The organism is Polaromonas sp. CG_9.11 (assembly GCF_015752225.1).
Taxonomy (GTDB): Bacteria; Pseudomonadota; Gammaproteobacteria; order Burkholderiales; family Burkholderiaceae_C; genus Polaromonas.
In genome coordinates this window covers 51,095-76,656 of record NZ_JADOVE010000011.1, presented here as the reverse complement: position 1 = coordinate 76,656, position 25,562 = coordinate 51,095, and the positions used below count along the sequence as shown (strand labels likewise).

The 25,562-nt window shown below is 62.5% G+C and carries 24 protein-coding genes; 16 read left to right on the top strand and 8 right to left on the bottom strand.

All coding sequences use genetic code 11. The features are described from left to right. Nucleotides 1-6: 6 nt before the first annotated feature. The gene (locus tag IWX85_RS10850) at nucleotides 7-255 is read right to left on the bottom strand and encodes a DUF1653 domain-containing protein (RefSeq protein ID WP_196869737.1); all 249 of its coding nucleotides are present in this window, start codon (nucleotides 253-255) and stop codon (nucleotides 7-9) included. A gap of 41 nt (nucleotides 256-296) precedes the next feature. On the opposite strand from IWX85_RS10850, the gene IWX85_RS10845 reads away from it, so the two are divergent. Both IWX85_RS10845 and IWX85_RS10840 read left to right on the top strand, forming a co-directional pair. Further along, nucleotides 297-1,550, top strand: coding sequence for an RsmB/NOP family class I SAM-dependent RNA methyltransferase (locus tag IWX85_RS10845; RefSeq protein ID WP_036805299.1), 1,254 nt, complete (start codon nucleotides 297-299; stop codon nucleotides 1,548-1,550). Between the two features lie 202 nt (nucleotides 1,551-1,752). Beyond that, nucleotides 1,753-2,952, top strand: a complete 1,200-nt coding sequence (locus tag IWX85_RS10840) for an acyl-CoA desaturase (RefSeq protein ID WP_036805295.1) — start codon at nucleotides 1,753-1,755, stop codon at nucleotides 2,950-2,952. 259 nt (nucleotides 2,953-3,211) lie between these two features. Here the strand turns inward: IWX85_RS10840 and rpmG are convergent, their stop codons facing one another. From rpmG to trxB, 3 genes are all read right to left on the bottom strand, one after another. Continuing rightward, on the bottom strand, nucleotides 3,212-3,379 hold the full coding sequence (gene rpmG, locus IWX85_RS10835) for a 50S ribosomal protein L33 (RefSeq protein WP_011802584.1): 168 nt from the start codon (nucleotides 3,377-3,379) through the stop codon (nucleotides 3,212-3,214). 11 nt (nucleotides 3,380-3,390) lie between these two features. Then, on the bottom strand, nucleotides 3,391-3,624 hold the full coding sequence (rpmB, locus tag IWX85_RS10830) for a 50S ribosomal protein L28 (protein ID WP_036805292.1): 234 nt from the start codon (nucleotides 3,622-3,624) through the stop codon (nucleotides 3,391-3,393). Between the two features lie 182 nt (nucleotides 3,625-3,806). Beyond that, the gene (gene trxB, locus IWX85_RS10825) at nucleotides 3,807-4,751 is read right to left on the bottom strand and encodes a thioredoxin-disulfide reductase (RefSeq protein ID WP_036805289.1); all 945 of its coding nucleotides are present in this window, start codon (nucleotides 4,749-4,751) and stop codon (nucleotides 3,807-3,809) included. Nucleotides 4,752-4,912: 161 nt separating this feature from the next. Between trxB and IWX85_RS10820 the strand changes: the two genes are divergently transcribed. The 8 genes from IWX85_RS10820 (at nucleotide 4,913) to IWX85_RS10785 (ending at nucleotide 13,967) form a co-directional block, all read left to right on the top strand. Further along, nucleotides 4,913-5,602 carry a Crp/Fnr family transcriptional regulator gene (locus IWX85_RS10820; protein ID WP_036805286.1) on the top strand — a complete coding sequence of 230 codons (690 nt, stop codon included), beginning with the start codon at nucleotides 4,913-4,915 and terminating at the stop codon, nucleotides 5,600-5,602. Nucleotides 5,603-5,679: 77 nt separating this feature from the next. Next, complete coding sequence (locus IWX85_RS10815) at nucleotides 5,680-8,112, top strand: DNA translocase FtsK (RefSeq protein ID WP_196869736.1); 2,433 nt, start codon at nucleotides 5,680-5,682, stop codon at nucleotides 8,110-8,112. 5 nt (nucleotides 8,113-8,117) lie between these two features. After that, nucleotides 8,118-8,762 (top strand): outer membrane lipoprotein chaperone LolA, encoded by a 645-nt coding sequence (gene lolA, locus IWX85_RS10810; protein ID WP_196869735.1) that lies wholly within the window; start codon nucleotides 8,118-8,120, stop codon nucleotides 8,760-8,762. Nucleotides 8,763-8,820: 58 nt separating this feature from the next. After that, a complete protein-coding gene (locus tag IWX85_RS10805) occupies nucleotides 8,821-10,125 on the top strand; it encodes a replication-associated recombination protein A (protein ID WP_196869734.1) in 1,305 nt (434 codons plus the stop codon). Nucleotides 10,126-10,381: 256 nt separating this feature from the next. Beyond that, nucleotides 10,382-11,311, top strand: a complete 930-nt coding sequence (locus IWX85_RS10800; protein ID WP_196869733.1) for a branched-chain amino acid ABC transporter permease — start codon at nucleotides 10,382-10,384, stop codon at nucleotides 11,309-11,311. A gap of 34 nt (nucleotides 11,312-11,345) precedes the next feature. Further along, the gene (locus tag IWX85_RS10795; protein WP_036812371.1) at nucleotides 11,346-12,455 is read left to right on the top strand and encodes an ABC transporter ATP-binding protein; all 1,110 of its coding nucleotides are present in this window, start codon (nucleotides 11,346-11,348) and stop codon (nucleotides 12,453-12,455) included. Between the two features lie 11 nt (nucleotides 12,456-12,466). Further along, complete coding sequence (locus IWX85_RS10790) at nucleotides 12,467-13,234, top strand: ABC transporter ATP-binding protein (protein ID WP_036812370.1); 768 nt, start codon at nucleotides 12,467-12,469, stop codon at nucleotides 13,232-13,234. Nucleotides 13,235-13,247: 13 nt separating this feature from the next. Continuing rightward, nucleotides 13,248-13,967, top strand: a complete 720-nt coding sequence (locus IWX85_RS10785; protein WP_036805275.1) for an ABC transporter ATP-binding protein — start codon at nucleotides 13,248-13,250, stop codon at nucleotides 13,965-13,967. A gap of 553 nt (nucleotides 13,968-14,520) precedes the next feature. Here the strand turns inward: IWX85_RS10785 and IWX85_RS10780 are convergent. Continuing rightward, nucleotides 14,521-15,549 carry a tripartite tricarboxylate transporter substrate binding protein gene (locus IWX85_RS10780; RefSeq protein WP_196869732.1) on the bottom strand — a complete coding sequence of 343 codons (1,029 nt, stop codon included), beginning with the start codon at nucleotides 15,547-15,549 and terminating at the stop codon, nucleotides 14,521-14,523. Nucleotides 15,550-15,644: 95 nt separating this feature from the next. Beyond that, on the bottom strand, nucleotides 15,645-16,685 hold the full coding sequence (locus tag IWX85_RS10775; protein WP_036805272.1) for a CDP-6-deoxy-delta-3,4-glucoseen reductase: 1,041 nt from the start codon (nucleotides 16,683-16,685) through the stop codon (nucleotides 15,645-15,647). 74 nt (nucleotides 16,686-16,759) lie between these two features. On the opposite strand from IWX85_RS10775, the gene IWX85_RS10770 reads away from it, so the two are divergent. Then, on the top strand, nucleotides 16,760-17,692 hold the full coding sequence (locus IWX85_RS10770; RefSeq protein ID WP_036805269.1) for an NAD-dependent epimerase/dehydratase family protein: 933 nt from the start codon (nucleotides 16,760-16,762) through the stop codon (nucleotides 17,690-17,692). Between the two features lie 10 nt (nucleotides 17,693-17,702). Here the strand turns inward: IWX85_RS10770 and IWX85_RS10765 are convergent, their stop codons facing one another. Further along, nucleotides 17,703-19,055, bottom strand: a complete 1,353-nt coding sequence (locus IWX85_RS10765) for an IS701 family transposase (protein ID WP_196869731.1) — start codon at nucleotides 19,053-19,055, stop codon at nucleotides 17,703-17,705. 427 nt (nucleotides 19,056-19,482) lie between these two features. Between IWX85_RS10765 and IWX85_RS10760 the strand changes: the two genes are divergently transcribed. Continuing rightward, nucleotides 19,483-20,940: a DEAD/DEAH box helicase gene (locus IWX85_RS10760; RefSeq protein WP_196869730.1), complete on the top strand. Its 1,458-nt coding sequence runs from the start codon at nucleotides 19,483-19,485 to the stop codon at nucleotides 20,938-20,940. Between the two features lie 123 nt (nucleotides 20,941-21,063). Then, entirely contained in the window at nucleotides 21,064-21,990 is a 927-nt protein-coding gene (locus IWX85_RS10755) for a YihY/virulence factor BrkB family protein (RefSeq protein ID WP_370584262.1), read from the top strand. Between the two features lie 72 nt (nucleotides 21,991-22,062). Here the strand turns inward: IWX85_RS10755 and IWX85_RS10750 are convergent, their stop codons facing one another. Next, nucleotides 22,063-22,911: a symmetrical bis(5'-nucleosyl)-tetraphosphatase gene (locus tag IWX85_RS10750; protein WP_036812365.1), complete on the bottom strand. Its 849-nt coding sequence runs from the start codon at nucleotides 22,909-22,911 to the stop codon at nucleotides 22,063-22,065. Between the two features lie 24 nt (nucleotides 22,912-22,935). On the opposite strand from IWX85_RS10750, the gene IWX85_RS10745 reads away from it, so the two are divergent. From IWX85_RS10745 to IWX85_RS10735, 3 genes are all read left to right on the top strand, one after another. After that, nucleotides 22,936-24,258 (top strand): hemolysin family protein, encoded by a 1,323-nt coding sequence (locus tag IWX85_RS10745; protein ID WP_036805261.1) that lies wholly within the window; start codon nucleotides 22,936-22,938, stop codon nucleotides 24,256-24,258. A 328-nt stretch (nucleotides 24,259-24,586) separates the two neighbouring features. Then, nucleotides 24,587-24,982: a VanZ family protein gene (locus IWX85_RS10740; protein ID WP_231379684.1), complete on the top strand. Its 396-nt coding sequence runs from the start codon at nucleotides 24,587-24,589 to the stop codon at nucleotides 24,980-24,982. A 145-nt stretch (nucleotides 24,983-25,127) separates the two neighbouring features. Next, the gene (locus IWX85_RS10735; protein ID WP_036805258.1) at nucleotides 25,128-25,508 is read left to right on the top strand and encodes a VanZ family protein; all 381 of its coding nucleotides are present in this window, start codon (nucleotides 25,128-25,130) and stop codon (nucleotides 25,506-25,508) included. Nucleotides 25,509-25,562: the final 54 nt, after the last annotated feature.

Here is a 25,562-nt window from a genome sequence, read left to right as displayed (position 1 = left end):
TTGCGTTTATCGCAATACTTCATCGGGCAGGCGGGCAAAGCGCGGCTGGCTTACGCCGTCAATCACCACTTCTTCGTTGAACATCGCCGCCGGCCGCACCCACAAGCCGCGCTCTCCATACAGCGCACGGTACAGCGTCATCGGCTCCAGGGTTTCACTGTGGCGCACCGTACCGATGACTTCGTAGGGCAGGTCTTTGTAGTGGCGGTAAAGTCCCGGCGAGGTTTCAATCAGTGGCGGCAAAGAATCTGGCATGGGCAATTAACAGGCAAGAGAGAAGCTGGGACAATAGGGCGATGCATCCTAACGCCTTACTCGACTGTTGTACCGAGCTTCTTAAGCAGGTTCTTAAATTTGACCATCCTGCCGACATGGTGGTGTCGCGCTATTTTCGCGAAATGCGGCTGGGCCCGCGTGAGCGCGCCACCGTGGCTGAAACCATCTATGGCGTGCTGCGCAAGAAAAACCTCTATGTCTACATGGCCCAGCACGGCTATGGCGTGCCCGAGCGGCGCCTGGCCATCCTGGGCTTTGCTGCGCCGCGCGACTTTCTGTCTGGCGCACTGACCGACCAGGAGCAAGACTGGCTGTCGCGCTGCGACCAGGTCAAGCCGGCCGACCTGATGGAGTTGCACCGCCACAACCTGCCGCAGTGGCTGGTCGAGCCGCTCAAAGCGCAGCTGGGCGACGACTTCTGGCCGCTGGTCGAAAGCCTGAACACGCAGGCCGGGCTTGACCTGCGCGTCAACACCTTGAAGGACAAGAGGGCTGACGTGCAGAAGGAGCTTGCACGGGCAGCCATTAAAACCGTGGCAACGCCGTATTCACCCTGGGGTTTGCGCCTGACCGACAAGCCGCAGCTGGCGAATGTGGACGCCTTCAAGCGCGGCGCCATCGAAGTTCAGGACGAAGGCTCGCAGCTGCTGGCGCTGCTGGTCGATGCCAAGCGAGGCGAGATGGTGGTGGATTTCTGTGCCGGCGCCGGTGGCAAGACCCTGGCGCTGGGCGCGTCCATGCGCACCACCGGCCGGCTGTATGCCTTTGACACGTCGGCGCACCGGCTGGCCGCGCTCAAGCCGCGCCTGGCGCGAAGCGGCCTGTCGAACGTGCATCCGGTGGCCATTGCGCATGAACGCGACGACCGCATCAAGCGGCTGGCGGGCAAGATCGATCGGGTGTTGGTCGATGCGCCGTGCTCGGGCCTGGGCACGCTGCGGCGCAACCCCGACCTGAAATGGCGCCACAACCCGAAGGCGATTGAAGAGCTGACCGCCAAGCAGACCGCCATCTTGCAGAGCGCTGCGCGCCTGGTGAAGCCGGGCGGACGGCTGGTGTACGCCACCTGCAGCATCCTGCGCGAGGAAAACGAGGCGATTGCCGAGGCCTTCAGCGCGGCGAATCCGGACTTTCAGGTGCTGGAAGCGGCGCCCCTGCTAACCCATATCGGCGTCGAGCATGCCAACAAACTCTGCCGGGGTCCGTACCTGCGGCTTTGGCCTTACCTGCACCAGACCGACGGGTTTTTTGCGGCGGTCTGGCAAAAGGCCTGAGGCGGCGTCTGCCTGAAAACCCTTTGGCGAGGGAGGACCTGCCTTGTTGACGAAGCCGGTCTAAGGTATTGCAGCCGTTGCTTCCTCGCTGAAGGGTCTTTAAGATTCAGGCGCATCAATTTATAATCCAAGGTTGTCTGGCGCCACCTTGGAGACAAGCCTTGAATGCGTGGCGGTCCTGGACTTATCCCAAAGGACTTTTATGTTTTTGTTCGATGCCGCCCTTGACTGGCTGGCGCATGGCCTCCTGGCAGCAAGCTGGTGGCAAATCGTGCTTTACGCGCTGGTGACGACGCATATCACCATTGTCAGCGTGACGCTTTACCTGCACCGTCATCAGGCGCACCGCTCGCTCGACCTGCATGCCATTCCCGCACATTTTTTCCGCTGCTGGCTGTGGCTGGCCACCGGCCAGGTCACCAAGGAATGGGTTGGCGTGCATCGCAAGCACCATGCCAAATGTGAAACTATGGAAGACCCGCACAGCCCGCAGGCCCATGGCATCAAGACCGTGCTGTTCACCGGCGCCGAACTGTACCGGGCCGAGACGAAAAACCTTGAAACCATTACCAAATATGGTCGCGGTACGCCCGATGACTGGATCGAGCGCAATCTCTACACCCGCTACAGCTGGCAAGGCGTCGGCCTGATGCTGATCCTCAATTTGGCGCTCTTCGGCGCTGCCGGGCTGAGCGTGTGGGCAGTGCAGATGATGTGGATTCCCATCACGGCGGCCGGCATCATCAACGGCATTGGCCACTACTGGGGTTATCGCAATTTCGAGGCGTCCGATGCCAGCACCAATGTGTCGCCTTGGGGCATCATCATTGGCGGCGAAGAACTGCACAACAACCACCACACCTATCCCACGTCGGCCAAGTTTTCTGTCAAACCATACGAGTTCGACATTGGCTGGGGCTATATCCGCGCCATGGAGATGGTCGGTCTGGCGGCTGTGAAAAAGGTGCCGCCAAGGCTCAAACTGGGTGCGGTGCAGCCGGTGGCCGACGAGAAAACGCTCGAAGCCCTGATCGCCCACCGCTATGAGGTCATGGCCGGTTATGCCCGTGAACTGCGCCGCGCCGGCGAGGTTGAAATTGCCTTGCTCAAAGCCAAAAAAGCTGATGTTTCGATGTTGAAGCTGGCCAATCGCTGGCTGCACCGCGACGAAGACAAGGTGCCGGCAGCCGCCAGGCCGCAAGTGGCCCAGGTCCGCGCCGAGTATCCGGTGCTCGACAAGATGGTCACGATGCGCGAGGAGTTGCGCCAGTTGTGGCTGAGCACATCAGCGTCGCGCGAACAACTCGCCGCTGACCTCCAGGTTTGGTGCCATCGGGCCGAAGAAAGCGGCATCGCTGCGCTGCGCGAATTCTCTATGAAACTGCGTTCTGCCCGCGCCTGATCATTCTCCACAGGCGTTTTTTGAAAAACGCGAAAGCCGCTGCAGCGAACCCTCGCTGAGGCGGCTTTTTTTTGCATCGACGAACACGGCAGGCAAGGGAAGTGGGGAAGTGGGGAAGTGGCAATGTACAGCCGCCCTGTCAAATCCCGCATTCCTTGCCGGCAGGCGGCCAAGCTGAACGGCTTGGGCATAAAAAAACCCGCTGCGGTGACAGCGGGTTTTTTAGCAACACCTGAAGGCGTGGAGGAGGCAAGTTGAATTACTTCAACTTGATTTCCTTGTATTCCACGTGCTTGCGTGCCTTGGGATCAAATTTCATGATCAGCATTTTTTCAGGAGTGGTCTTTTTGTTCTTGTCGGTCGTGTAGAAATGACCGGTGCCTGCAGTCGACTGCAGCTTGATTTTTTCGCGTCCGCCTTTAGCCATGGTAGTTCTCCTTAAACTTCACCGCGGGCACGCAGGTCCACCAGGACTGCATCGATGCCGTTTTTGTCAATCAAGCGCAGACCTGCTGCAGTGATGCGAAGGCGCACGAAGCGCTTTTCGCTTTCAACCCAGATACGGCGGTACTGCAGATTGGGCATGAACCGACGCTTGGTTTTGTTGTTTGCGTGAGAAACATTGTTTCCCACCATCGGGCCTTTGCCCGTTACCTGACAGACGCGTGCCATGAGCGCACTCTCCGTAAAAAATTAGAAATAGGATGCTAAAAAACCCAACGGGCCTGTGCTGGACAGACCCTACGAATGCTCAGCTAAGCCATAAATTATAGCCCGAAAAAAAAATTAGCCGAAATCCAGCGTTTTGGCTGCCCCGGAAACAACGGCATGCGTCACTGGCCCGAAAGCCGACTTTACTCGGTTTGTTCCAGAAACCGTTGGGCATCCAGCGCGGCCATGCAGCCCGTGCCGGCGCTGGTGATCGCCTGCCGGTACACGTGGTCCTGTACGTCGCCCGCGGCGAACACGCCCGGAATGCTGGTCATCGTGGCCATGCCTTGCAGGCCGGTCTTGGTGATGATGTAGCCGTCCTTCATCTCCAGCTGGCCGGCGAAGATGTCGGTGTTCGGATGGTGGCCGATGGCGATGAAGCAGCCCTTGAGCGCCAGGTCCTGCGTGGCGCCGGTTTTCGTGCTTTTGAGCCGGACGCCCGTCACGCCGGAAGCGTCGCCCAGCACCTCGTCGAGCGTCTGGTGCAATTGCAGCTCGATCTTGCCGCTGGCGACTTTTTCATGCAGCTTGTCGATCAGGATGGCCTCGGCCTTGAAGGTGTCGCGGCGATGCACCAGCGTGACCTTGCTGGCAATGTTGGACAAGTACAGCGCTTCCTCGACCGCCGTGTTGCCGCCGCCCACCACGCAGACTTCCTGTTCGCGATAGAAAAATCCGTCGCAGGTGGCGCATCCGGAGACGCCGCGCCCCATGAAGGCGGTTTCCGATTCCAGCCCCAGGTATTTGGCTGATGCGCCGGTGGAAATGATCAGCGTGTCGCAGGTGTAGGTGCCGCTGTCGCCGGTCAGCGTGAACGGACGCTGGCGCAGGTCCACCTGGTTGATGTGGTCAAAAATGATTTCGGTATTGAACCGCTCGGCATGCGCCAGAAAGCGCTGCATCAGCTCGGGTCCCTGGACGCCGTCGACATCGGCTGGCCAGTTGTCCACGTCGGTGGTGGTCATGAGTTGGCCGCCCTGGGCCATGCCGGTGATCAGCACCGGCTTGAGGTTGGCGCGTGCCGCATACACGGCAGCGGTGTAGCCAGCCGGGCCTGAGCCAAGAATGAGAACTCTGGAATGTTTCATGATGAAGGACCCGATGGGAAAATGTTGGAACTCAGGTAGAGTCGGCTCGCGTATGTGTTCAGCAAGGTAAAAACTTTGACAGTATCTGTATTTTGCAAAAGCGCGGCCATTGTAAGAAATCGCCCGGCAATTGTCGGCCATGGGGTTGAAGGGGCAAGCGCATGACCGCCACCATGGTTTCCCGGCTGGACCTGCTTCGCCGCGTGCCTCTTTTTTCAATGCTGACCGCCAGCCAGGCGGTGTCGGTTGCCGATGCCGTGGTCAAGCGGCGTTACCGCAAAGGCGAGGCCATTCTTGAGCAGGGAGAAAATTCCTGTGATCTGACCATTTTGCTGACCGGTCGTGCCCGCGTTGTGTGCCGGGATGCGCGTGGGCGCGAAGTGATCCTGGCCACCTTGCATCCTGGTGATTACGTGGGCGAGATGAGCCTGATCGACCAGGCGCCGCACTCGGCGTCCGTTGTTGCCGAGGTGCAGACCGATGCGCTGGTGCTGGACCAGGTGGAATTTGCGCGCTGCCTTCCCGACAGCAACTCGATGGCCTACGCGGTGCTCAAGGGACTGGTGCATCGCCTGCGCCAGGCCGATCGCAAGATCGAGTCCCTGGCCCTGATGGACGTTTACGGCCGGGTGGCCAGCGCACTGCTCGAATTCGCCGGGCAAGCCATGCCCGGGGCGGACGGCGCGGCCATGATTCGTGGCAGGGTATCGCGCCAGGATATGGCGAAAATGGTCGGCGCTTCCCGCGAGATGGTCAGCCGGGTGATGAAGGACCTGGAGGAGCGCGGCTTTATCGAAACGCAGGACGACGGCTCGCTGCTGGTGAGGCCGCACCTGGACTCGCTGGTCTGACCGCACGCGCTTACAGTCAGGGGCTTGCTCCCGACCAGAAAGCTTCACCCAACTGCGTTAAGCTCCAAGACCCGTTTATGACTTACTCGCTAGACACCCTGAACTCCAGAAATTCCCCTGCTGCGGGCGCGCCCGGCGGCTTTAAACGTGTAGCCCGCGAAGTTGGCCTGATCCTGGGGCTGGTTGGCCTGATCCTCTGGATGGCCGCCTTGCTGAGCTACTCGCCGCAGGATTCGGCCTGGTCAACCTCCGGCAATCCGGACGCCGCCAGCGGCACGCTGGTGGCCGCCAGGAACTGGGGCGGCCATCTGGGCGCCTGGCTGGCCGATGCCAGCTACTTCTTGCTGGGCTTTTCGGTCTGGTGGGCGCTGGCAGCCGGTGGCTGGGTATGGGCGCAGTCGGTCACGCGAGGGCTGCGGCGAGATGTGCTGGCACCCGAGCCTGCCGCGAGCCGCATCCGGTTCTGGCTTGGGCTGTTCCTGCTGCTGGCGGCCAGTGCGGCGCTGGAATGGTCGCGCCTGTACCGTTTCGAGTTCCGGCTGCCGGGCCATGCAGGCGGCGTGATTGGTTATGTGCTCGGCAACCTGGGCGTTAAATGGCTGGGGTTTGCCGGATCGGGCCTGGTCTTCATTGCGCTGGGTTTGATTGCCGTGGCCAGCGTCTTTAATTTTTCCTGGGCCCGCGTGGCCTTGCGCCTGGGCACCAGGATCGACAGCGTCATGGCCCTGCGCCGTGAGAAGCGCGAGTTGGCGCAGGATCTCGCAGTGGGCAAGCAAGCCGTCCGCGAGCGCGAGGAGACGCTCAGCGATGAACGCATCGGGATCGAGGCGCACCACCCGGTGCCGGTCATCATCAAGCAGCCGGTGGTTGAACTGCCGAAAAGCGAGCGCCCTGCGAAGACCAAACCAGGATTGCCGGCAATCACCACAGCGACGGTGACCGCGATCGCACCGGCCGCGCATTCGCCCGTGCCTGGGGTGTCGCATGTGCCCGCCGCCTCGGTTCCGCAGGCCACGGCATGCTCGTCTCATGCCGATTCCCACTTGCCGCAGGTCAGCCTGCTTGACACCGCGCTGCTGAGGCAGGAAAGCGTTGCGTCCGAAACGCTGGAAATGACCTCGCGGCTGATCGAGAAAAAGCTCAAGGACTTTGGCGTCGAAGTGCGGGTTGTGGCCGCAGCGCCCGGCCCGGTGATTACCCGCTATGAAATTGAACCCGCCACTGGCGTCAAGGGCTCGCAGGTCGTCACCCTGGCCAAGGACCTGGCGCGCGCGCTGAGCCTGGTGTCGATCCGGGTGATCGAGACCATTCCCGGCAAGAACTACATGGCGCTGGAGCTGCCCAACGCCAAGCGGCAGATGATCAAGCTCAGCGAAATCCTGGGCTCCAAGGTGTACAACGACGCCACCTCGCTGCTGACCATGGGCCTGGGCAAGGACATTGCCGGCCATGCAGTCGTCGCCGACCTGGCCAAGATGCCGCACTGCCTGGTGGCCGGCACCACCGGTTCGGGCAAGTCGGTCGGCATCAACGCGATGATCTTGAGCCTGCTGTACAAGGCCGATGCGCGCGATGTGCGGCTGCTGCTGATCGACCCGAAGATGCTGGAGATGAGCGTCTATGAAGGCATTCCGCACCTGCTGGCGCCGGTCGTCACCGACATGCGCCAGGCAGCCCATGGGCTGAACTGGTGCGTGGCCGAAATGGAAAAGCGCTACAAGCTGATGAGCAAGCTCGGCGTGCGCAACCTGGCCGGCTACAACGCCAAGATCGACGAAGCCAATGCCAGCGAGGAATTCATCTACAACCCCTTCAGCCTGACACCTGACGAGCCTGAGCCGCTCGAGCGCCTGCCTTACATCGTGGTGGTGATTGACGAGCTCGCCGACCTGATGATGGTTGTCGGCAAGAAGATCGAGGAGCTGATTGCGCGGCTGGCGCAAAAAGCCCGGGCCGCCGGCATCCACCTGATCCTGGCAACGCAGCGCCCCAGCGTCGACGTGATCACCGGCCTGATCAAGGCCAACATTCCAACGCGCCTGTCCTTTCAGGTGAGCAGCAAGATCGACAGCCGCACCATTTTGGACCAGATGGGCGCCGAAGCTTTGCTGGGCATGGGTGACATGCTTTACATGCCGAGTGGTACAGGCTTTCCCATCCGCGTGCATGGTGCGTTTGTGAGTGACGAGGAAGTGCACCGGGTCGTGGCCTACCTCAAGCAGCAGGGAACGCCCAACTACATCGACGGCGTGCTCGAAGGCGGCACGGTCGAAGGGGAGGGCGGCGATCTGGCGGGCGATGCCGGCGGCGAGAAAGACCCGATGTACGACCAGGCAGTAGAGGTGGTGCTGAAAAACCGCAAGGCCAGCATTTCCCTGGTGCAACGTCACCTCAAGATCGGCTACAACCGCGCCGCGCGGCTGGTCGAGGACATGGAAAATGCCGGGCTGGTTAGTGCCATGAGTGGCAGCGGCCAGCGCGAAATCCTGGTGCCCGCAAGGGCGGAGTGATGCTGATGAAACGTTTTTTCGCTACTTTTTTGATAGCTGGTTTCGCCCATGCAGCCTGCGCAGACGGCCTGGAAAGCCTTGAATCCTTCGTCAGGACGGTCGGCAGCGGCCGCGCCGACTTCTCGCAGGTGGTCACCGCGCCGGCCCGGGAAGGCCAGACGGCGCGCAGCAAGACTTCCAGCGGCACCTTCGAGTTCTCGCGGCCGAACCGTTTCAAGTTCATTTACCAAAAGCCTTTCCAGCAAAGCATCGTGGCCGACGGCCAGACCCTGTGGCTCTACGACGTTGACCTGAACCAGGTCACGGCGCGCAAGCAGTCCGCCGCACTGGGCTCGACGCCTGCCGCGCTGATTGCCGCCGCGCCTGATCTGCGAGCGCTGCAGGCCGATTTCACGCTGGCCGCCGCGCCTGAAAAGGACGGCCTGGAATGGGTGGTGGCCACGCCCAAGGCGAAAGACGGGCAGCTGCAGGCGGTGCGCGTCGGCTTTCGCGCCGGCGAGAAACCCGCCGGACTGGCGGCGCTGGAAATCCTCGACAGCTTCGGCCAGCGCTCGGTGCTGACCTTCAGCAAGGTCGAGGTCAACCCAAGCCTGCCCAAAGACGCGTTCCAGTTCAATCCGCCCAAGGGTGCGGACGTGATCCGGCAGTAAACCGGCTGCCTTGCCGCGCAGGGCGCGGTAGCGGCAGCCAAAGCAAGGCGCCTATTTCATGGCCAAGTCCACCACATCGTCCCATCAACCCCTGGCCGAGCGTCTTCGGCCGAAAAACCTGGGTGAAGTCATCGGCCAGCAGCATTTGCTCGGCGCTGGTCTGCCGCTGCGCATTGCGTTCGAGTCGGGCGAGCCGCACAGCTGCATCCTGTGGGGGCCGCCGGGCGTGGGCAAGACGACGATCGCCCGGCTCATGTCGGGCAGCTTCGACGCGCATTTCATCACCATTTCCGCCGTGCTCGGCGGCGTCAAGGACATCCGCGAGGCGGTCGAGCAGGCGACCATCTGGCAGGTGCAGGGCGGCCGGCGCACCATCGTGTTTGTCGACGAAGTACACCGCTTCAACAAAAGCCAGCAGGATGCCTTTTTGCCGCATGTCGAAAGCGGCCTGTTCACCTTCATTGGTGCGACCACCGAAAACCCGTCCTTCGAGGTCAACTCGGCCCTGCTGTCGCGTGCGGTGGTCTATGTACTGCAGCCGCTAACGGAAGCGGATCTCAAGAAAATCGTCGCCAGAGTCATTTCGGAACATGCGCTGCCAGCTATAGAAACCATAGCGGATGAAGCGGTGGACCGTTTGGTGGCCTATGCCGATGGCGATGCCCGCCGTTTGCTCAACACGCTCGAATCGCTCAGCGTGGCCGCCCGAGCTGAAAAGATCACCGAAGTGACCGATGCCTGGCTGCTCAAGGTGCTGGGCGAGCGCCTGCGCCGCTATGACAAGGGCGGTGAGCAGTTCTACGACACGATTTCGGCGCTGCACAAGTCGGTGCGCGGCTCCGACCCCGACGCCGCCCTGTACTGGTTCATGCGCATGCTCGACGGCGGTGCCGAGCCCAAATACATGGCGCGCCGCCTGATCCGCATGGCCAGCGAGGACATCGGGCTGGCCGACCCGCGCGCGCTGCGCCTGGCGCTCGATGCCGCCGAGGTGTATGAACGGCTCGGCTCACCCGAGGGCGAACTCGCACTGGCGCAATGCGTGGTCTACCTGGCGGTCGCGCCCAAGTCCAATGCGCTTTACAAGGCCTTCAACGAGGCCAAAGCGTTCATCAAGCAAGATGGCACACGACCGGTGCCTTTGCACCTGCGAAATGCACCAACAAAGCTCATGAAGCAGCTCGACTACGGCAAAAACTACCGCTATGCGCATGACGAGGAAGGCGGCTTCGCGGCAGGTGAAAACTACTTTCCCGAAGGCATGGCCGCGCCGGGCTTTTACCGCCCCGTCAACCGCGGCCTGGAGATCCGTATTGCCGATAAGCTCAATGAACTGAAGGCAAAAAACCATCAGAAAAACTGATGCCCCGGAAATCCCGCTGATACAGCTTGGGTGCGTCAAAAAATGCGAATTCCACAAGGGTTTACCCCGGAAAAACTGTCCCGTTGGCGCGATTCTCGCTAGAAGCCTGTCGCTACAATTCGCCCATTAGCTCGCCACCTTCACCAGTCAACTGACTGGCGACAGGCGGGCTTTTTGTTAACTCGCGTGTTTTCATGGTGACCCTGTGCAAGCACGACGCCGGCAGAGTTGGCTCATTCAATCAAACGGAGCGGATATGGAAGTTTTGCTACAGCAAATCATCAACGGACTGGTTCTGGGCAGCATGTATGCCCTGATCGCCCTGGGCTACACCATGGTGTACGGCATCATCAACCTGATCAATTTTGCACACGGCGAGGTGCTGATGGTCGGCGCGCTGACCAGCTGGACCATCATCGGCTGGATGCAGGAAGCCATGCCCGGCACGCCTGGCTGGCTGATCCTGCTGATTTCGCTCTTGATTGCCTTCATCGTCTGCGCCGCGCTGAACTTCACGATTGAAAAGGTCGCCTACCGGCCGCTGCGCAACAGCCCCAAGCTGGCGCCCTTGATCACCGCCATCGGCATGTCGCTGCTGTTGCAGACGCTGGCCATGATCATCTGGAAACCCAACTACAAGCCGTATCCGACGCTGCTGCCGTCCGAGCCTTTCCAGTTTGGCGGCGCGGTGATCACCGTGACGCAGCTGTTCATTCTGGGCGCCACCGCCGTGTCGCTGTCCATTTTGATGTGGCTGGTGCATTACACCAAGCTCGGCCGCGCGATGCGCGCCACCGCCGAGAACCCGCGCGTCGCCGCGCTGATGGGCGTGCGCCCCGACACCGTCATTTCCGCCACTTTCATCATCGGCGCCATCCTGGCCGCGCTGGCAGGCGTCATGTATGCCTCCAACTACGGCACGGTGCAGCACACCATGGGTTTCCTGCCCGGCCTGAAGGCTTTCACTGCCGCCGTGTTCGGCGGCATTGGCAACCTGGGCGGTGCGGTGCTCGGCGGCATCCTGCTGGGCCTGATCGAGGCGATTGGCGCCGGCTATATCGGCCCGCTGACCGGCGGCGTGCTGGGCAGCCAGTATTCCGACATCTTTGCCTTTATCGTGCTGATTTTTGTGCTCACGCTGCGCCCCTCGGGCCTGCTGGGTGAACGTGTGGCGGACCGGGCCTGAGGTCCGCATCCACCACACCCACGGAGAAAACCCCATGAAAACCAAAAAAATCGCGACCTTCCTGATCGTTGCGCTGGCCTTGCTGGTGCTGCCGCTGCTGCTGCAGCAGGGCGGCAATGCCTGGGTGCGCATCGTCGACATGGCGCTGCTGTACGTGCTGCTGGCCCTGGGCCTGAACATCGTGGTCGGCTATGCCGGCCTGCTCGACCTGGGCTATGTGGCCTTCTTTGCCGTCGGCGCCTACCTGTTTGCCCTGCTCGGCTCGCCGCACCTGGCAGAGGCCTTTCCCTGGATCGCAGCGAATTTTCCGGAAGGCCTGCACCTGCCGATCTGGGCCATCATCCCGGCAGCCGCCGCGCTGGCCGGCCTGTTCGGCGTCATGCTGGGCGCGCCGACGCTCAAGCTGCGCGGCGACTACCTGGCCATCGTCACGCTGGGGTTTGGCGAGATCATCCGCGTGTTCCTGAACAACCTGGATCGCCCGATCAACCTGACCAACGGCCCCAAGGGCATCAACCAGATCGATTCGATGAAGTTCTTCGGCTTCGACCTGGGCCAGTCGCACACCTTTTTCGGCATCGAATTCGCCTCGGTGTCGATGTACTACTACCTGTTCCTGGCGCTGGTGATTGTCTCGGTCATTATTTGCCACCGGCTGCAAACGTCGCGTATCGGCCGCGCCTGGATGGCCATTCGCGAGGACGAGATTGCCGCCAAAGCGATGGGCATCAACACCCGCAACATGAAGCTGCTGGCGTTCGGCATGGGCGCCACCTTCGGCGGCGTGTCCGGCTCGATGTTTGCGGCCTTCCAGGGCTTTGTCTCGCCCGAATCGTTCAGCCTGATGGAGTCGATCATGATTGTCGCCATGGTGGTGCTGGGCGGCATCGGGCATTTGCCCGGCGTCATCCTGGGCGCGCTGCTGCTGGCCGCGCTGCCCGAGGTGCTGCGCCATGTGGCGGGGCCGCTGCAGGCCATGACCGACGGCCGGCTGGACTCGTCCATCCTGCGACAGCTCTTGATCGCGCTGGCCATGATCACCGTGATGCTGATGCGCCCGCGCGGCCTGTGGCCGTCGCCCGAGCATGGCAAGTCGCTGAACAAGCGCGCCGGCAAAGACCCCATCCAGTCAATCAATCCCTAAGGAGAATGGACATGAGCGAAACCATTCTGAATGTCTCGGGTGTCTCCAAACGCTTTGGCGGCCTGCAGGCGCTGAGCGATGTCGGCATCAAGATCGAACGCGGCCAGGTCTATGGCCTGATCGGCCCCAACGGCGCCGGCAAGACCACGTTTTTCAATGTGCTGACCGGGCTTTATACGCCCGACAGCGGTACGTTCGAGCTGGCCGGCAAGCCCTACAAACCCACCGCCGTGCACGAAGTGGCCAAGGCCGGCATTGCCCGCACCTTCCAGAACATCCGGCTATTTGCCGACATGACGGCGCTGGAAAACGTCATGGTCGGGCGCCATGTGCGCACCCACTCCGGCCTGATCGGTGCGATGTTCCGCACGCCCGGCTTCAAGCGTGAAGAGGCCGAAATCTCGCAGCGCTCGCAGGAACTGCTCGACTACGTGGGCATCGGCAAATACGCCGACTACAAGGCGCGCACCCTGAGCTACGGCGACCAGCGCCGGCTGGAAATCGCCCGCGCGCTGGCGACCGACCCGCAGCTCATCGCGCTCGACGAGCCCGCCGCCGGCATGAACGCCACAGAAAAAGTCCAGTTGCGCGAGCTGATTGACCGCATCCGCAAGGACAACCGCACGATTTTGCTGATCGAGCATGACGTGAAGCTGGTCATGGGCTTGTGCGACCGCGTGACGGTGCTCGACTACGGCAAGCAGATTGCCGAGGGCGTGCCGGCCGAGGTGCAGAAAAACGAAAAAGTGATCACCGCCTATCTGGGCGCAGGCCACTAAAGAAAGCAAAACCATGGCAGCAAACACACTTCTGAAAATTACCGGCCTGCAGGTGGCCTACGGCGGCATCCAGGCGGTCAAGGGCATTGATTTCGAGGTCCACGAGGGCGAGCTGGTCACGCTGATCGGCTCCAATGGCGCTGGCAAGACCACCACCATGAAGGCCATCACCGGCGGCTTGCCGATCCTGGCCGGCGACATCGAATACCTGGGCAAGAGCATCAAGGGGCGCGGCGCCTGGGACCTGGTCAAGGAGGGCCTGGCGATGGTGCCCGAGGGCCGCGGCGTGTTTGCCCGGATGACCATCACCGAGAACCTGCAGATGGGTGCCTACATCAGGAACGACAAGGCCGGCATTGCCGACGACATCGAGAAGATGTTCGTGCTGTTCCCGCGCCTGCGCGAGCGCAAGGACCAACTGGCCGGCACCATGTCGGGCGGCGAGCAGCAGATGCTGGCCATGGGCCGGGCGCTGATGAGCCGGCCCAAGGTGTTGCTGCTGGACGAGCCGTCGATGGGCCTGTCGCCAATCATGGTGGACAAGATTTTCGAGGTGGTGCGTGATGTGTCGGCGCTGGGCATGACGGTGCTGCTGGTCGAGCAGAACGCCAGCCGGGCGCTGGGCATTGCGAACCGGGGCTATGTGATGGAGTCAGGCAATATCACGATGAATGGCGATGCCAAATTGCTGCTGGACGATCCCCGGGTGCGGGCGGCTTATCTGGGTGAGTGATTTTGGTTGTTTTGGTTGTTTTCGCATAGCCTGCTTGCTTGGAAGGCTATTTAAATGATAGCGATTATTTCGCTGCTTGGTTTGGCTGGCCGGGGGTAGCCCGGCGGCTACTTACTTGTCTTTTGCTTCGCCAAAAGAAAGTAAGCAAAGAAAAGGCGACCCGGCTGTCTGGGTCCCTGCGCTTCGCTTCGGGCAACCTGCGCTGCCCCAAAAAAACGGGGGTCGGCGCAAACTCGCTTCACTGCGTTGCGCTCAAACAGCGCGCCGCCCTGATCCCGTTTTTTCGGAGCATCACAGGCCTAGCCAGAACGGGTGGGGATAAATACCAAACACTCGTTTGCTTCTCTTTGCGTTGCCAGATTGCTATGAACTAAATAGCTGCTTACGCAAGCTGGATATGCACCAGAGCCCTGAAAGGCTCTTAAGATTATGACCATGTAACTTGCTGGATGTAATTCCGTCTTACTCCCTCTCCCTCCGGGAGAGGGCTGGGGTGAGGGCTCCCCGATGGCGATTTTGATGATCCGTAGGCGATGCGGACAGGTCAAAAAAATCAATCCACCCGCGCGCCGGAAGCTTTCACCACTTTTTCATACTTCGCCCGCTCGCTTTTCATGAAGGCTTCGAACTGCTCGGGCGAACTGGCGACCGGTTCGGCCATCAGCGTGCTGAACCTGGTCTTGTTTTCGGGTGCCTTCAATGCGGCGACAAATGCCTCGTTCAGTTTGGCGACCACGTCGCGGGGCGTGGCTGCTGGCGCCACCAGTCCCCACCAGGTGTCGATCTCGAAACCTTTCAGCGTTTCGGCCACGGCCGGCACGTCGGGCAAAAAGGCGCTGCGCTGGGCCGTCGTCACCGCCAGCGCCTTGAGCTTGCCGGCCTTGATGTTGGCAGAGGCCGTGGCCAGGTTGTCGAAGTTGAAATCGACCTGGCCGCTCAGCAGCGCCAGCTGGGCCGGGTTGCCGCCGTTGTACGGAATGTGCAGCGCAAAGAGGCCGGCCCGCGACTTGAACAATTCGCCGGCCAGGTGGCCCGCGCTGCCGTTGCCGCCGCTGGCGTAGTTGAGTTTGGCCGGGTTGGCCTTGGCATAGCGGATCAGGTCGGCCAGCGTGTCGATGCTCAGGCGGCGCGCGGTGTCGGCATTCATCACCAGCACATTGGGCACGCGCACCATCTGCGTGATGGCGGCAAAGTCGCTGGCCGCGTCGTACGGCATCTTGCTGTAGAGCCATGGGTTGATGGCCTGCGTGGCGACTGCCGCGATGCCGATGGTCAACCCGTCGGGCGCGGCCTTGGCAATCGCATCGACGCCGATGTTGCCGCCGGCGCCGGGCCGGTTTTCAATGATCACCGTGCCCAGCGATGCCTTCACGCTGTCGGCCATCAGCCGCGCCGTCACGTCGATCGGGCCGCCCGGTGCATACGGGACGATCAGGCGCATGACCCGGGCTGAAGGGGCGGCCGGCTGCGCCAGGGCAGCTGGCGAGGCAGCAGCCCCCAGGACGGCGCCCAGCGCCAGCGCGCCCGTGGCGAGCAGTGAAGTGCGGCGCAAGCGGCAAAAGAGGGCGGAATTGTTTTTCATCAAATTTTCTCAATCAAAAGTGCCGCTGGCGCATGGCTGGCTTGCACTGTCTGCTATCAATTTTGGACTCAAGCGCTTCAAACTTTCCAGGCGCTTCAGGTCTTTTGCGCCTTGTCGGCTTCTGTGGTGAACGCATCGGCAAAGAATTCTTCGGCTGGCAGTCCCGCCAGCGCGGTGTAGTCGTCCCGCGCCGACTCGACCACGATGGGCGCGCCGCAGGCATACACCTGGTGGCCCGAGAGGTCGGCAACATCCTCCAGCACCGCCTGGTGGACAAAGCCGGTGCGGCCCAGCCAGCCGTCTTCGGGCAGCGCGTCGGACACCACCGGCACATAGCGCAGGTTCGGCATCTCGGCCACCCGGGCCTCAATCCAGTCGTTCATGTACAGGTCGGTGGGGCGCCGCCCGCCCCAGTACAGCACGGCGGGGCGCGTGATGCGCTTGAACTGCATGTGCTCGATGATGGCCTTGATCGGCGCAAAACCGGTGCCCGACGCGACCATCACGATCGGCTTGGCGCTGTCTTCGCGCAAAAAGAAGCTGCCATAAGGCCCTTCGATGCGCAGGATTTCCTTTTCCTTCATGGCGGCAAACACATGGTCGGTGAACTTGCCGCCCGGTGTGTGGCGCAGGTGCAGTTCGATGCCCGGCGTCTCCAGTTGGGTGTAGGGCGCATTGGCCATCGAGTAAGAGCGCCGGTCGCCATCGCGCAGCAAGAACTCGACATACTGGCCGGCGTGGTATTTCATGGTGTCGCTGGCGGGCAGCTGCAGGCGCATGACCATCACGTCGGGCGTCGCGCGCACCAGGCTGGTCACGCGCGCCGGCATCTTGCGGATCGGGAACGCGCTTTCGTCGGTCACCTGGCGCGACTCCAGCACCACGTCGCTGTGCGCCACGCCGCAGCAGGTCAGGATGAAGCCGGCGGCTTCTTCCTCGGCCGACAGCGCCTTGGACTGGTGCGCGCCGTGCGTCACCTGTCCTTCGAGCTTCCTGCATTTGCATGAACCACAGGCGCCGTCCTTGCAGCCATAGGGCAGGCCGATGCCCTGGCGGATGGCGGCGGCCAGCAGGGGCTCGCCGGCATTGGCGCTAAAGCTGCGGCCACTGGGCAGCACATTCACGTTGAAACTCATATTCGGTATCCTTGGGCGTTCTGCTGTCTGTCGTTGTGTCACCTGACGTGCCGGTTTCCCGGCCACACCCAATTTTGCCTTCAAACCTGAATCCCCTTGGCGCGCTGCCTGCGCGTTTTCGCCGCCAGCGCGTGCTCATCATCGGTTGTGGCGATGTCGGCCTGCGCCTGGCCCGGCAACTGCCGCCCCGGCTCAAGCTCATCGCGCTGACGTCTTCGCCGGACCGGCTGCCGGCCTTGCGCCGGGAGGGCATCACGCCCTTGCTCGGCAACCTCGACGCGCCGGCCACGCTGCGCCGGCTGGCGGGGCTGGCAACGCGGGTGGTGCACTTGGCGCCGCCGCCCGGCCACAACCCGAACTGGCGGGATGACCCGCGCACTCTGGGCCTGCTGCGCGCCCTGCGGCTGCGCAGCCTGCCAGACGCGCTGGTGTATGGCTCGACCAGCGGCGTTTATGGCGACTGTGCTGGCGCGTTGGTTGATGAAACCTGGCGCCTGAGCCCGAACACGCCGCGCGCGCAGCGCCGGGTGCATGCCGAAGGCGAGGTGCGGCTGCTGGGCCGCGCCACCGGAACGCCGGTGCATGTCCTGCGCATTCCTGGCATCTATGCCACCGACCGCGAAGGCGGCACGCCGCGCGGCCGGCTGCTCAAGGGCACGCCGGTGCTGCGCCATGAAGACGATGTCTACACCAGCCACATCCACGCCGACGACCTGGCGCGCGCCTGCATCGCGGCGCTGTGGCGCGGCAAGCCGCAGCGCATCAGCAACGTCTGCGACGACACGCAGCTGTTGATGGGCGACTATTTCGACCTGGCTGCCGACCTGTACCGCCTGCCCCGGCCGCCCCGCGTGGCGCGCAGCGCGGCCAACGAGCAGCTGCCGCTGATGCTGCTGAGTTTCATGAGCGAATCGCGCCGGCTGGACAACCGGCGGATGAAAAAGGAACTCCGGCTGGCGCTGCGTTATCCAACTGTCAGCGATGGGTTGAGCGGCTTGAAGGGCTAGCGGTAGTTTGTCAAAGCCAAAGGTAGAGGTTGATGCCGTGGCCGGTGCTCAAGGCGCCCAGCAGCGCGGCGAGCTCGGCTGGCGGGGGTTCGCTGGCAAAGGCGGCCCAGCAGCGTGCCAGCCAATGCGCCGGGGTCCGCCAGGCGCGCACCGCGCGCAGCAGGAGAGGCCAGTGCGGCAGTGGTTTTTCGACGTTGGTTTCCCCCCCCCCCGCCTCGGGCGGTGCCAAGGACTGACTCGCACGGTTTTGCATGGCCTCATTCCACCCGCAAGAAGCAAACGCGCAGCACACGAGCGTCCAATGGCGGCGGATCGCCCGGTCGCTCCTGACCATGAAGTCGGCCCAGCCAAGCTCGTCCTTCATTTGTTTGTAGCCTTGTTCGATCCAGTTGCGCAAGCCGTACAGACGCACCATCTCGGCCAGCGGCGCGGGCAGGTTGGTCGTTAGATACCAAGTCGACAAAGCCGGCAACGCGCGCCGATCGGTCGTGGCGCAGATCGCGCGCACTGGCCGGCCCGGTCCATACCCGAGCAGTGTGAGCTCGGCCGCCCACCAGCGCTCGGTGTGGCCATCCCGAAAGCGGCGAGTGACTTCGCGCCAGGCGCGCAGCGGCAGCGACGGCGCCGCATCCTTGAATGAATGGTCTGCCTCTGCTGGCGCCCAGCCGCGCCCGAGCGCACCGTGGCGCGCCAGCACATGGGGCAGGCGGCGCTTGAGCAGCGCCGCTTCGAGCGCATGGTTATCGACGCAAAAACAGTCGGCCACGATGGCGCAAAGCGGGATGCCGGCGGCCTGCGCGCGGTCGACCAGGTCCAGCGCGATTTGCGGCTTGGTACGAAACGCCGGATCCTGCTTTCCCCCTGCGAGCCGCTTCTCGGGCGTGTAGGGCGCCACATGCAGCGGGTAGTAGCAACGTTCGTCGGCCCACAGCGTGGTCACCGCCACGATGCCGTTGTCGACCTTGCCGAGCGAGCCCAGGTACTGGCGCGCCACATGATCGGTGGCGCTGCCGTCCTTGCGGTCACCCGTGTTGTCAATGCCCAGCACCCTTGCAGCCGAGGGCGCCGTCGCGGGCTCTTCTTTGAGCCGTCTCAGGCGTTGCGCATTGACCGCTTCGGCGTCCCAGGTGGCTTCCGACAGGAAAAACTGCAGTCGTTGCACATCGGCCGCCTGGGCCTGCACGAGCGGCTCGGCGCCTACCAACGCTGTGAGTGTCTTGAAGCGGTCGCGCGGCAGCAGCAAGCCGGACAAATAGGTGCGAAAGCCCTGGCGCTGGGCCAGCGTCTGGAGTAAGGGGTCGAACTGCACCGCAAAGGCCTCCAGGGTTTCGGGTGCAAGAGGACATGAAAGACGAGCAGACATGCTGTGAACCCTCCTGCCACTTGGACAAAAGGGCAATCCTTGGTTCCAAAAATTACCGCTGAGGAGCTGGCAAATAACAACTTCCCGTCCGTCATTACCGCGAAGGCGGGAATCCAGCAACACGGCCTGAAACGCTCACATGAATCTGGATACCCGACTTCGCGGGCATGACGCGGGAAGTTATTGCCAACCGCATCCTAAAGCTGGCCCATTGATCCGATGCCCGCCGCCAGAGAATGGGCCTGGCATCGGTAAATATAGCCATTCAGCCACTTTGTGCTTTCCGTATAAACATCTACAGCTATAGAATAAATAGCATTGAGCGCCAGTTTCATTGCCTTGCCGGCTGCCCTGGGCGACTGGACGCAAGCCTTGTGAGATGGCCCAAAAAGCCCGAAGCACCCAAAGTGCGACAATATAAAGCTAAATGACCTCATCTTTTTCGAACCTTTCGCTGGCAGAACCGCTGGCACGCGCCGTAGCCGACATGGGCTACGAAACCATGACCCCCATCCAGGAACAGGCCATTCCGGTCGTGCTGCAGGGCAAAGACGTGATGGGCGCCGCCCAGACCGGCACCGGCAAGACCGCCGCGTTCACGCTGCCCCTGCTGCAGCGCATGATGAAGCACGAGAACGCCTCGACCTCGCCGGCGCGCCACCCGGTGCGGGCACTGGTGCTGCTGCCCACGCGCGAACTCGCCGTGCAGGTGGCCGAACAGGTCAAGCTCTATGCCAAGTACACCAACCTGAACTGCGCGGTGGTGTTTGGCGGCATGGACATGAAGCCGCAGACGCTGGAACTCAAAAAAGGCGTCGAGGTGCTGGTCGCCACGCCGGGCCGCCTGCTCGACCACATCGAGGCCAAGAACACGGTGCTCAACCAGGTCGAATACGTGGTGCTTGACGAGGCCGACCGCATGCTCGACATCGGCTTTTTGCCCGACCTGCAGCGCATCCTGAGTTACCTGCCCAAGCAGCGCATCACGCTGCTGTTTTCGGCGACCTTTTCGCCCGAGATCAAGCGCCTGGCGTCCAGCTTCCTGCAGGACCCGGTGACCATCGAGGTGGCGCGCTCCAACGCCACCGCCTCCACGGTCGAGCAGCATTTCTACAGCGTCAGCGCCGACGACAAGCGCCGCGCCCTGCATCAGATCCTCAAGGCCCGCGACATGAAGCAGGCGTTTGTCTTTGTCAACAGCAAGCTCGGCTGCGCCAAGCTGGCGCGTTCGCTGGAGCGCGAAGGCCTGAAAACCACCGCGCTGCACGGCGACAAGAGCCAGGACGAACGCCTCAAGGCGCTCGAATCGTTCAAAAGCGGCGAGGTGGACCTGCTGGTCTGCACCGACGTGGCCGCGCGCGGGCTGGACATCAAGGACGTGCCGGCGGTGTTCAACTTCGACGTTCCCTTCAACGCCGAAGACTACATCCACCGCATTGGCCGTACTGGCCGCGCCGGGGCGTCGGGCCTGGCCGTGAGCTTTGTCGCCAGCAGCGACCAGCGTCTGGTCACTGATATTGAAAAGCTCATCAATACCAAGATCGAGATCGAGCCGCTGGAGTTCGAGGAAGACACGCCGCGCATCAGCGTGCAGGGCCGCATCAACGACGGCCGGCGCATGTACCGCGAAGGTGACGAGGGCAGGGCGCCCGAGCTGCGCGCCCCCCGGGAGCACACCGAGCGCCGGGAGCGCCGCGAATACACGCCGCACCGCCAGCCCGCCGTGTCGCGCGACCCGTTTTTTGACCGGCCGTACGAGCCCGGCGCGGCGGCAGAATCCCTGCCTTCCTGGGAGGCGTCTTCCAAGGCCAATCCGGCGCGCAACGGCGTGTCGGCCAACATCAAGCCAAAGAAGAAAGTCGCCGCGCTGTTCAAGTCTGCCTGACGTGCCCCGGGCGACGGCACGTGGACTGCGGTCTTCGCCAGCCGCGCCGTCATCGGCCCTTGCCTACGGTGCCTGAAGCGGCTGTCCGGTGACCGGTTCTTTTGGCGGCTGTACGCTATTTGAATGATGGTTGCTCCTTCCTCCCGACTCCAGGCGCTGGCTGCGCTGGGGCTCTCATTGCTTCAGAAAATCTACCGCCCGCTGTGGCGCGCGCTGAACCAGTGGGTCGATGCCGATGGCCTGCGCATGAGCGCGGCCATGTCGTTCTACGGCATCCTCAGCCTGGCGCCGCTGCTGGTGCTGCTGGTGGCCGTCATGGGCTGGTGGCTGGACCGCACCTTTATTGAAAGCAGCCTGATCACGCAGATTGCCAGCGTCATCGGCGAGCAGGGCGCGCAGGTGATCCAGCAGGCCATGACCAGCGCGCAGGAGCCGTCCGAAGGCATCACCGCTTCACTGCTGGCCTTCGGATTGCTGCTGTCCGGCGCGACCGGCGTCTTTGCGGAACTGCAGAATGCATTTGAGCGCCTGTGGCGCCAGGGCGGCGGGCAAACGCCCAGGCAGAAGTGGTGGTACGGCGCGAGCCTGCGGCTGCGCGGCGTCGGCTATATCCTGGCGCTGGGATTCCTGCTGCTGGTGTCGCTGGCCGTCTCGACGTTCACCAACCTGATCTCAAGCTGGGCCGGAAGTTACCTGCCGCTGGAAAAAGTCGTCTGGGTGCTGAACGAGGTGGTGTCGATCGCTTTTTGCATGGCCCTGTTCCTGGGGCTGATGCGCATGAGTTCCGGCCCCAAGCCCGCCTTGCGCTTTTTGGTCATGGGTTCCGTGGCCGGGGCTGTCCTGTTCCAGGTGGGCAAGTACCTGATGGCTTATTACCTGTCCACGGCGGCGGTCGTGTCGGCCTACGGCGCGGCCGGCTCGCTGGTGGTGATCCTGATGTGGATTTATTTCTCGTCCGGCGTGCTGCTGCTGGCGGCCAGCATGGCGCGTGCATGGGCCGACGAGGATGCGCTGGCGGACAAAGAGACGGCAGACGCTTTGGCGGCGTAACCAAGACCGTCTTCCGGTGGGGCCAGGCATCAAGGGCCTGCCCTGCAGGCAGGCATCGAACCGGCTGACCTTTTACTTGCCGGGCTTTTGCGCCTGCTCGCAAGACACCTGAATCAGCTCGAACGCACCGGCAGTCCCCAGCTTGGCAGCCGTCAGGCAACCGCCCCAAACGCAACCGGTGTCCAGCGGCAGCACATGGTGCCGCAAGCCGGTGTGCCGGCGGGCGTCGGCCACCAGCGTGGACCAGTGCCCGAACATGATCAGCGTGTCCTGCGTCAGCCGCCCGGGCACTTCCAACCATGGCAGGTAGCCTTCAGGCGCGCTGCCGGCGCCTTCGTTGCTGCCAAACTCCATTGCCCCTCGCGGGGTGCAAAACCGCAGGCGCGTCAGCGCATTGACGATCACCCGCAGCCGGTCCTCGCCTTCCAGGCTGTCCTGCCACTGGCACGGCGTATTGCCGTACATGGCGCTCAAAAAGCCTTTCAGGTCCGGGCCACGCAAGGCGTCTTCCACCTCTTTGGCCAGCATCATTGTTTGCACTGCGCTCCACTGCGGCAGGACGCCGGCATGCACCATCAACCAGCCATGGTGGTGCAGGGCCATGGGGCGGTGGCGCAGCCAGTCCAGCAGTTCGTGGCGGTCCGGCGCCTGCAGGATGTCGTTCACCGTGTCGTGGCGGCCCGGTAGGCGCACGCCTTGCGACAGCGCCAGCAGGTGCAGGTCGTGGTTTCCCAGCAGGCATTGCGCGGCATCGCCCAGCGCTTTCAAGCTTCGCAGCGTGCCCAGCGAGTCGGGCCCACGGTTTACCAGATCGCCCAGAAGGAACAACGTGTCACGGCTTGGGGAAAAATCAATTTTCTCCAGCAGCCGATGAAAGGGGTCGTTGCAACCCTGAAGGTCGCCGATACAGTAAAGTGACATGGTCTTCATTTTGCCTACGGATCCATGGATTTCCTTCTCATCGTCTTCTTAACGCTGCTCAATGGCGTTTTTTCCATGTCCGAACTGGCCCTGGCCTCCAGCCGAAAGGCCAGACTGAACGCCATGGCCGAGGAGGGCGACAAGGGTTCCCGGGCCGCGCTCGACCTTCTCACCAATCCCACGCAGTTCCTGTCGTCGGTGCAGGTCGGCATCACCTCGATCGGCATGCTCAACGGCATCATCGGCGAAGCAGCCTTCAGTGGCGGCGTGTCCGTGTGGCTTCAGTCCCTTGGCGTGTCCGTGCGTGCGGCCGATATTTCGGCGACGGCGATTGTCGTGGCGGTGATCACCTACGTCACCATTGTCTTTGGCGAACTGGTACCCAAGCGCATCGGTCAGCTGTACCCCGAAACCGTGGCGCGCCTCGTGTCGCGCCCCATGATGCGGGTGGCGGCCGGCGCCAAGCCGTTTGTCTGGCTGCTGTCGGTCAGCACCCAGGCCGTGCTCAAACTGCTGCGGGTAGACAACAGCGCCGGCCGCGCCGTGACGGAAGAGGAAATTGCCGCCAGCCTGGTCGAGGGCGTCGATGCCGGCCTGATCGAGGCGCATGAGCATCAGATGGTGCAAAACGTTTTTCTTCTGGACGACCGCTTGCTGACCTCCTTGATGCTGCCGCGCGGAAGCATCGAATGGCTTGATGCGTCCGCTACGCTGGCCCAGGCGATTGACAAGGCCAGCGTGACAGGCCACTCCTGGTACCCGGTCTGCCGGGGTAGCCTGGACGATGTGGTCGGCGTGGTGAATGTCGCCAAACTGCTTGCGCTGCGGGGCCCGATCCAACTGGCATCCTCCAACGAGGCTTCGGGTTCGGTTCCCACGGTCGCAGACCGCATTGGCCTTTATGCGGTTCCGGCGGTATTCGTTCCGGAAACGCTGACCGGCATGGAACTTCTGGAGCAGTTCCGCGCCCGCTCCACCCGAATCGTTCTGGTCGTCGATGAGTACGGCGTGGTGCAGGGGCTGATGACGCCCATGGACATGCTGGAGGCCATCACGGGCGAGTTGCAGACCGGCACCACCCAGGACGCCTGGGCGACCCGTCGCGAAGACGGCAGCTGGCTGATTGACGGCCTCATGCCCGTCTCCGAACTGAAAGCGCGACTTGACATCAGGGATTTGCCGGAAGAAGACCGTGGGCGCTACAACACCGTGGCCGGCCTTTTGCAGTCGGTTTCGGGTCATTTGCCGTCCACTGGCGAGCGCATCGCCTGCGCCGGATGGCAGTTTGAAATCGTCGATCTCGATGGCAAGCGGATCGACAAGGTGCTGGTGACCGCAACCAGCTAAGTACGTGGTCAGAAATAGTGCCTCTCCTGTCTGATCAGAATGCAGGGCTGCCCAAAGGGCGGTCTGCAGACGCACAGCGGGTGTGTAAATCCAGGTATGAGTATATGGACGGGTTACCGGCAGGACCTCGGGGTGAAGATGAAACGGCTGCTTGGGACGCTGTCGGAAAAAGGCCGGCGGCGCCCTCTGGCGACCGAGGTGGCCAGGCCAGCAGCTTGAAACATCTCGCGTCGCGTCATGCGCAAAGTGCAGGGAGATCGCGTCGATTGCCAGCGAGAACCGGCAGTTTGTGCATGACGCAACACCTAAGGAGGATGCTGTTGAAAAAATGAAGCCATCAAATTTCGATACCGATCAGCAACGCCGCCAAGCCATGCCTTTGCGGGTCTGGCGACTGTCTTTTGGAATTTGCGTGCTGGCTGTACTGGTGCTGGCCCTCATGCCGATGGACGTGCCTGTTCCCAATACGGGTTGGGACAAGTCCAACCATCTGCTGGCGTTTTCCGTCATGGCGCTGCTGGGGCGTCGTGCCTATCCGGGCCGTACGTTGACGGTGCTTGCGGGCCTGCTGGCCTATGGTGCGCTGATTGAAGTGTTGCAGTCCTTCACGCCCAGCCGATCTGCGGATTGGCATGACCTCGTGGCCGATGCCGTGGGCCTGGCCCTGGGATGGGGTGCCGGGAAGCTGTCGCAGGCCCTGAGCAGGCTGCGCGCCAGTCCGTAGACACGATCTTCTGCTTACTGATCCCCACAGGGTGTCCCATGGCTCAGCTTATTGAATAAAATAGCCGACTCAGCTTGCGCCCCATGAGGTCGCGGTGGTTTCAACCCCGGCTTGGCGACAGGCCCTGATTTGAGAAAGTACCCTGATGTCGCCTCGTCTCGCCTGGAGCCTGTTCAGCCTGCATCTTCTTGCGCTGTTTGTCGGTACGCAAATGCCCAATGCCTGGCGCAACGGTTTGGAACAAAGCCTTCACGTCCCGTTTTCACTGTCGTCGTGGGCGCATTTTGTGGTGTTCTGCGGCATGTCGCTGCTGCTCATGATGCGGCCTCTGGCTTACACCGCCCGACGGGTGATCTTGCTTGCGCTGGTGTTGGGGGTTGTGACGGAAGCACTGCAGTTTTTCGCCGCCGACCGGCACCCGCGCTTGCGGGATGTGGGCATCGACATGGCGGGCACCATGCTGGCCGTGTTGATCATGACGTTGCGAAACAGATGGGCCGACGTTAGCCGTCCAGGTCGGCGGTGAACGGTTTTCGTCAGGCGAGCTTAGAAACCATGTTTCCAAAAACAAAAATGATCC